Genomic DNA, 7,004 nt, shown 5'->3' with positions numbered 1-7,004 from the left:
TTTTGAAAGACTGGCCGGTCAAATTCATGTCGATTCGGTCTCGGGTGGGGATTTTCTATAACGAACACGGATTCAGGGCTATGTATTCGTCTATATAACGGTGGCCAAAGCAACTCTCATGCCAAAAACTATCATGTTGATAATTAACGGTTAAATTTGTATTCGTCGATGAAATGTCGCAAACCTGACAAACCAGAGTCAGACAAAATACATGCTTTGGATCTGGTGATCTCTCAGTGCGGAAATGTCGACCCCGAGAGCGTTTCCGCGTAGAAACGTTCAAGATCTCTGGAGTTGGGGGTTTGCTTGTGGGCGACTGCGTGATTCCGAATACGACCAAGAATCGATTTGACCTCGGAATCTGTCAGCAGGATACCCAGTTGGGCGTAGGCATTCAGAACGGATTTTGAGCCCGAATGTTTCCCCAGCACGAGGCGGTGTTCGCGGCCTACTTCAGCAGGGTCGAAATTTTGATAGTTGGCGACGTTTTTGAGCAGACCATCGATGTGAATCCCAGATTCATGGGTAAAAACGGAACTGCCGACAATACATTTGTTGGCGGGTATCGGGCGGCCGGAGGCGCGCGCGACCAGTTCGGATATTTCCGGAAAGCGGCGCGCATCGATTCCCGTCTCGATGCCATGGAGGTGTCTCAAGCCCATGACGACCTCTTCGAGGGGGGCATTGCCTGCCCTTTCCCCCAGACCATTGACGGTGGTGTTGACATGGGTTGCACCGGCGCTGACGGCGGCAAGAGTGTTGGCCGTGGCCAGGCCGAGATCATCGTGTGCATGAATTTCGATTTCCAGATCCGAATTTCTTTTCAAGTGCCGAATTCGATCAAAGGTCGTGAAGGGATCCAGCAGTCCCAGGGTATCCGCAAACCGGAATCTTCTGGCCCCTGCCATTTGTGCCTTTTCCATGACTTGCATCAGAAAGTTCAAATCGGCCCGTGAGGAATCCTCACCGCCAACGCTGACCTCAATGCCAAGATCCCTGGCTTCTCTGACCTGCCGGCTGACGGTATTCAAGACCCAGTTTCGATCCCGGGAAATTTTGTTGAAAATCTGGAGGTCGGAAACCGGAATGGACAAATTGACGATATCCGCACCGCACTTCGCCATGACCAGCAAATCCTCATGCAGCATTCTTCCCCAGACCATTAAACGGGCAGAGAGACCCATTTTTGTGATCGTTTGGATGATTTCCTGCTCTTCCGGGCCAAGGATCGGAATGCCCACCTCCATCTCAGGGACGCCTGATTCTGACAGCGCACAAGCAATGGCAATTTTTTCTTCCGCATTGAAGGCAACTCCGGCGGTTTGTTCTCCGTCACGTAACGTTACGTCATTGATGATCACGGTCATGTCACCCCCCCAGATATTCAGGTCGTGCATGACACTGAGCAACAGTTGTGCCAACTGGGTCAAATGAGGGGAAATTCCGGAAAAAATCTGCCGGAGGTCAAATCCACAACTTCAGAGGGCATGGCGTGAGAATGAAAAGGGGATCAAGCGTTGTCGCATTTGCGACAGATGAGGCAGGGATGTATGAATGCAAACAAATGAATTCCGATTGTATTTTCAGGATATTTTTTATTTTTTTGGCGGCTTTGAAATTGGCATGCTTGTTGCTCTTGCCTTCTGGGGACAGAGTCAACTTCGTGAGGATTATCAAAATGGCGTACAGGATCATTTCATCGCAATGCACGGCGTGTTCGGCCTGTGAACCGGAGTGCCCGAATGTGGCGATTTACGAGAAGGATGGAACCTTTGTGATCAATCCGAAAAAATGCACGGAGTGCATCGGTTATTTCGACGATGCGCAATGTGTGGCGGTCTGCCCCGTGGAGAATACGTGCGTCATCGATAACAGTTATCCCCGCTATCAGGCCTAGGTGAAATCATGACAGGCGAAAGAATTCCCAGGTATCAGTGGGGACAACCAGTCACTGCCACGATGGATCTCTTCAACGATGGAACCTTTCCTGGAAGGGAAGCAGGAGATCTGCTCGTACAGGTTGGGTGTCGTGGCGAGGTCGTTCAGGTGGGTAGCCATGAGGAAACCAACATGCCCGTTTATCTGGTGGAGTTCGCTGAAGGATTGGTGGTTGGCTGTCTCGAAGAGGAACTGGTGTCCGTTTGAAGATCGCCAGCGATTGAACGATGGGGAGGTTACCTTGGAGAAGTATCCACATCCCAATGAAGTTGATTTCAAGAGAATTCAAAAAAAATTATCCGAACGGTGCAGATATCGCTATGTTTCCCCGGAAGTGCACCCAATTCCCGGGGGATATGAAGTCAGCAGTCCTTGTTGCTCTCGGAATATCGATAAGGCAGGCGGGACGATAGATATTGCCAGGATCGAATTCAGGACTGAAAACGGAATGTGGCGACTTTATCGAAAGGATCACAACCACGGAGTTTGGTGTCTTGAGTCTGAATTTGGAACATTGCTGCTGCTTCTGACCATGCTCAATCAGGATAAACATAGAAAATTTTGGCCATGACCTACTTCGATTACAACGCATCGACACCGCTTGCCAGGGAATGCCTGGATGCCGTGATCGTGGCTATGAGTGAATTTGCCAATCCATCCAGTACCCATGGTTCTGGTCTCCTGGCCAAACGAAGGTTGATCACGGCCAGGGGAGAGGTGGCGGAATTTTTGGGGGCTACCCCCCAGGAAATCATATTTACCAGTGGGGGAACCGAGAGTAACCACATGGCGATTCTGGGTGCTTGCGCAGCCCAGCCCGAGAAAAAGCAAATTGTCACCAGTGCGGTGGAACATCCTTCGAATCTGTTGCTATTGGCGGATCTGGAGAGAAAGGGCTATCGAGTGACGAAGTTGGGCGTCGATCGCGATGGAAATCTCGATTTGTCTGATCTGGAAAATGCGGTGACTGAAGAGACGAGTCTGGTTTCACTGATGTGGGCCAATAATGAGACTGGAGTAATTTTTCCGGTTGGACAGGCAGCGGAAATCGCTCATAAAAATGGAGCGCTTTTCCACACTGATGCCGTGCAGATTTGTGGCAAGGCTGAAGTGAACATGAAATCGACGGCTGCCGATTTTCTTTCATTGTCAGGCCATAAGATGCACGCCCCCAAGGGAATTGGTGTTCTGTTTGTGAGAAAGAAACAGTCACTTTCCCCCGTATTTTTTGGTCATCAGGAAAGAAAAATGCGTGGGGGAACTGAAAATCTCCCGGGAATCGCTGCGCTGGGGGTGGCCTGCCGGATCCTTGCGCAAGGGGCGCATTGGTCACAGACCGCCCAGTTGAGGGACTACCTGGAATTGGAAATCCTGAACAGGGTCCCCTCTGCACGGGTCAATGGAAAGAATGCCTCACGCGTCAACAATACCAGCAACATCTGTTTTCATGGTCTTCCCGGCGAAGTGATTGTGGATAAGCTCGATCAACTGGGAATTCATGTTTCGACTGGTGCGGCTTGTACCGCGGGAGGAAACCAACCTTCCCACGTGTTGTTGGCGATGGGGTTGGGACCAGGTGCAGAGAGTTCAGTACGGTTCTCTCTTGGTCGTGATACCTCGAAAGAGGATGTGGATCATTTGTTGGGCGTATTGCCGGACATTATCGACAACATGAGGGGAAAGGTTCAATGAAGGTCATGATCAGAAAAAATGCAACAGGGGGGCACTCGATTTATGTTCCCAAGAAGGATCTGGAAGAGCCTATCGTCACCATGGAAAAGCCTGGGCTTTGGGGCGGGAAGATAAGCCTTGGGAATGGCTGGATATTGGAACTGCCTGAAATGGCGGCGGACACCAAGTTGCCCATTACTGTCGAGGTCAGAAAAAGCGAGGCATGAAATGGACATCGATATCGAAACGATCGAGTACTTTCTCGAAGGTTGTGAAGATCACGGAAATTTGTCGGCAATGTTCAAACACAGATTTCCGGGTGTTTCCCTGACTCGTTGCGAACCTTCTGATCTGTTTGGCGAAATACCTTTCAGGCGCAGTCGGGGCTTTGATATCCATCTGGTGGATGGTCGGGATCACTGTTGGAAGATTACCCGGGAATTGGCTGAGGCCACAGGGGTGGTCGTGGTGGAAAAAAAACGATGATCACACTTTCGGACCCCGACATCAGTCAACTTGAAATCGAAAGTGTTTCAGAGGTGCTGAAGTCGACCAGAACCAGTCATGGGGACAAGGTCGAGGAATTTGAAACGGCATTTGCCGCCTTCGTTGGTCGCAAACATGCCATAGCCGTTCACAGTGGAATCCTGGGTCTCATGATTTCCCTCCAGGCAAAGGGAATTGGGGTCGGAGATGAAGTCATTGCCTCTCCCTATGCGTGGCATCAGATCAGCCATGCTCTTTCCCATTGTGGGGCGACCCCGGTGTTTTCGGAAATCGATTACTGGGCAGGGACCCTGGACCCTGTCAAGGCTGCAGCCAAAATCACCTCCAGCACGCGGGCACTGCTGGTTGGAAATACCAACGGTCACCCTGCGCCCTGGGATGAATTTATGCAACTTTCCAGAGCGCACGATCTTTTATTGATCGAGGATTCCACCGAAGCCATTGCCTCGGTCTACAAGGGTAAGCAGGTGGGTTCGTTCGGAGATCTGGCAATTTTCGACTTTTCGCAACCAGGCCCTCTGGTTTGTGGAGAGGGCGGCATGATCGTGACGGATGACTCCCAACTTTGCTCTGCCATCAGGCAAATCAGAAATCGTCGTCAGGACGAGCGGTTTTCGGTCATTGCCGGAGCATGGTTGCCCTGGGGGTGTGTGATGAGTGATGTGACGGCCGCTCTGGGCCTGGTCCAGTTACGGCGGATCGATCGAATCCTGGAACGAAGAAAGAAAGTCGAAGATTTTTACTACGATCATGTGCGTTCCTTTGAGGGAATCAAGGATCCCTACATTGCCCAGGATGTCGATGAGGTTCATTGGTTTCTCTACCCGATCCATCTTGGCACAAGGTTTTCGAAAAGCAGTCGTGATGCCATCATCCACGATCTGCATACCGAAGGGGTTGAATCGGCGGCCTATTGCCAGCCAGTCCATCTCCAGCCGTATTACCAGAAGTCAGGTTACCGGAAAGGGAATTTCCTGGTGACGGAGAAGGTGGCGGATAGAGTTATCGTCTTGCCTTTTCATGGACATTTGACGGAAGACCAAGTGGGTTTCATCGTCAAGACCACCAAAGATGCTTCACTGAATGTAGGAGCCGGTTCGGCTATTTATTGATAGGTAAAGGAGAAACGAAATGCCTGTTGTAACCATGATGCCCTCGGGGAAAAAAATAGAAGGAATGGAAGGAATCAGTATTCTTCGTGCCATTCTTGATTCTGGCGAAAGTATTCCTCACAAGTGTGATGGCAAGGCCGAATGTGGTTCCTGTCATATATTCGTGACGGAGGGAAGAAAAAGCATTTCCAGAATTCAGCGAGTCGAAAACGAAAAACTCGACACTCTCGTTGGGGTTGGTTCCAAATCGAGGCTCGCTTGTCAGGCGTTGTTGGGCGGTGAAAATGTCACCATCGAAATTCTCAGTTTCGTATAGGAGTACGACATCATGGAAAACATCATGATTCATGTGCGTTTCAACAATGACGCGACAGTCAGTGAAATTGGCGAGCGCCCCTCCGCGCTGACGGCTCAGAACTGGTTCAATCATTTGAGTCGGAACACTCGGAATTGCTACGAGTCTCTTTCAGGCGGGCGGGGGGTTTTCAGACTTTCTGCCGAACAACTCAATCTACTCAAACAGGGAATCTCGGCATGAACGAGATCGGCTTGATCAGGGAGGGCCTGGAAACGGGCCGATTCATTCCCTATCTAGGCCCCGGGGTATTGGATCTCGTGCCGAATTGCCCGGTCCCCAATTCCCCGAATTCTCTGGTCGAGAAACTGGTTTCCAAAGTTTCCGTTCCGCATAAGGTTCGCAAGAACCTGACGGCTGCGGCTCAATTCATCGAAAACTTCAAGCATCGGAAAAGTTTGTCGGGAATCATGACCGAAACTTTTACGCCGCAAGTGGAGCCAAGTCCCCTTCATCATTATCTTGCCCATCTTCCCTGCGGGCCAGCCCTGATCGTCGATGTCTGGTACGACAATGCCATGCAGGGAGCGATGTCGCCCGGTGGTGATTGGGGACAGGTGCACGGAGTCAGTCAGTCAGAACATTTTGGCACCTGGGTCCATTATTACCAGTCGCTCGGTGATGTTGCTGAAGCCGATCAGGCCGTCAACTGGAGAAAATTGATCTATAAACCCCTGGGGTCAATTTCTCCCGGGAACAACTTTCTGGTATCGGATACGGACTTCGTCGAAGTCATGACGGAAATCGACATTCAGACACCCATCCCGGATGCGGTCAAACGTATTCGTACCGGAAAGAACTTTATCTTCATGGGCTGTCGATTCAGAAATCAACTGGAACGAACCTTTGCCCGTCAAATCATGAAACGGTCGGCGCTCAGGCATTGGGCGGTTTTGCCGGGGGAAATGACCCGGAACGAGGAGAGGTTTCTGAAGGAGCAAGGGATCGAACGACTCGATATTTCCTTGGGCGACTTTGTTCTGGAACTGATCGTTGAAACCTGAAAACCTTTCCTTGATATTTTCTTCCTGAAATTGTCGTGGACACCCCTGTCCGATTATTCCTGGACGATCGAGGCATTGTGTTGGATTTCCTGAAGATTTTGCATGATTTCCGACAGAGGTGTTGGGTTGCCAACAGATGAAAAGCGCCTGAAATTTTAATGTATTTTAAAAATAATTAATTGTAAACAATATGTTGTAATTGTTTTTGGTAAATGGCACGGACATTGCTATGGCTATGTACAAACCGGAAAACATATTTCGGTTGATGGGTGAGACAAGGCATGTCAGGTTGTTGGCCTAAAAACCCGGTGAACCATGATTAATTTAGGGACTGCTATTCGATAACTGTACTCCAAGGAGAATGAGATGGCTGATTTGAGACAGATTGCATTTTATGGGAAGGGTGGGATCGGGAAG

At 50.2% G+C, this 7,004-nt stretch carries 12 protein-coding genes; 11 read left to right on the top strand and 1 reads right to left on the bottom strand.

What is annotated here, in order from left to right; genetic code table 11:
- Positions 1-233 precede the first annotated feature (233 nt).
- Entirely contained in the window at positions 234-1,397 is a 1,164-nt protein-coding gene (gene nifV / locus M6F29_RS10880; protein ID WP_524537731.1) for a homocitrate synthase, read from the bottom strand.
- A 157-nt stretch (positions 1,398-1,554) separates the two neighbouring features.
- On the opposite strand from nifV, the gene M6F29_RS10875 reads away from it, so the two are divergent.
- The 11 genes from M6F29_RS10875 to M6F29_RS10830 are packed head-to-tail and all read left to right on the top strand — an operon-like array spanning position 1,555 to position 6,587.
- Positions 1,555-1,728 carry a hypothetical protein gene (locus M6F29_RS10875; RefSeq protein ID WP_298159702.1) on the top strand — a complete coding sequence of 58 codons (174 nt, stop codon included), beginning with the start codon at positions 1,555-1,557 and terminating at the stop codon, positions 1,726-1,728.
- Positions 1,679-1,897 (top strand): 4Fe-4S binding protein, encoded by a 219-nt coding sequence (locus M6F29_RS10870; RefSeq protein WP_366526003.1) that lies wholly within the window; start codon positions 1,679-1,681, stop codon positions 1,895-1,897. The genes M6F29_RS10875 and M6F29_RS10870 overlap by 50 nt, the downstream gene beginning before the upstream one ends.
- Before the next feature lie 8 nt (positions 1,898-1,905).
- Positions 1,906-2,145 (top strand): nitrogen fixation protein NifZ, encoded by a 240-nt coding sequence (locus M6F29_RS10865; protein WP_298159698.1) that lies wholly within the window; start codon positions 1,906-1,908, stop codon positions 2,143-2,145.
- Positions 2,057-2,509, top strand: coding sequence for a DUF3024 domain-containing protein (locus tag M6F29_RS12420; protein WP_366526002.1), 453 nt, complete (start codon positions 2,057-2,059; stop codon positions 2,507-2,509). The genes M6F29_RS10865 and M6F29_RS12420 overlap by 89 nt, the downstream gene beginning before the upstream one ends.
- Complete coding sequence (locus M6F29_RS10860; protein WP_298159695.1) at positions 2,506-3,630, top strand: cysteine desulfurase family protein; 1,125 nt, start codon at positions 2,506-2,508, stop codon at positions 3,628-3,630. The genes M6F29_RS12420 and M6F29_RS10860 overlap by 4 nt, the downstream gene beginning before the upstream one ends.
- Positions 3,627-3,836 carry a putative nitrogen fixation protein NifT gene (nifT, locus tag M6F29_RS10855; RefSeq protein WP_298159693.1) on the top strand — a complete coding sequence of 70 codons (210 nt, stop codon included), beginning with the start codon at positions 3,627-3,629 and terminating at the stop codon, positions 3,834-3,836. Before M6F29_RS10860 ends, nifT begins: the two co-directional genes overlap by 4 nt.
- 1 nt (position 3,837) lies before the next feature.
- On the top strand, positions 3,838-4,095 hold the full coding sequence (locus M6F29_RS10850; protein ID WP_298159689.1) for a hypothetical protein: 258 nt from the start codon (positions 3,838-3,840) through the stop codon (positions 4,093-4,095).
- Positions 4,092-5,228: a DegT/DnrJ/EryC1/StrS family aminotransferase gene (locus M6F29_RS10845; RefSeq protein WP_298159686.1), complete on the top strand. Its 1,137-nt coding sequence runs from the start codon at positions 4,092-4,094 to the stop codon at positions 5,226-5,228. Before M6F29_RS10850 ends, M6F29_RS10845 begins: the two co-directional genes overlap by 4 nt.
- Positions 5,229-5,247: 19 nt before the next feature.
- On the top strand, positions 5,248-5,544 hold the full coding sequence (locus tag M6F29_RS10840; RefSeq protein WP_298159684.1) for a 2Fe-2S iron-sulfur cluster-binding protein: 297 nt from the start codon (positions 5,248-5,250) through the stop codon (positions 5,542-5,544).
- A gap of 12 nt (positions 5,545-5,556) precedes the next feature.
- Positions 5,557-5,766, top strand: a complete 210-nt coding sequence (locus tag M6F29_RS10835) for a hypothetical protein (protein ID WP_298159681.1) — start codon at positions 5,557-5,559, stop codon at positions 5,764-5,766.
- The gene (locus M6F29_RS10830) at positions 5,763-6,587 is read left to right on the top strand and encodes an SIR2 family NAD-dependent protein deacylase (protein ID WP_298159679.1); all 825 of its coding nucleotides are present in this window, start codon (positions 5,763-5,765) and stop codon (positions 6,585-6,587) included. Before M6F29_RS10835 ends, M6F29_RS10830 begins: the two co-directional genes overlap by 4 nt.
- Positions 6,588-7,004: the final 417 nt, after the last annotated feature.

The organism is Ferrovum sp. (assembly GCF_027317285.1).
GTDB lineage: Bacteria > Pseudomonadota > Gammaproteobacteria > Burkholderiales > Ferrovaceae > Ferrovum.
The sequence above is the reverse complement of the archived record's forward strand: the minus strand, read 5'-3'. Positions and strand labels throughout refer to the sequence as shown.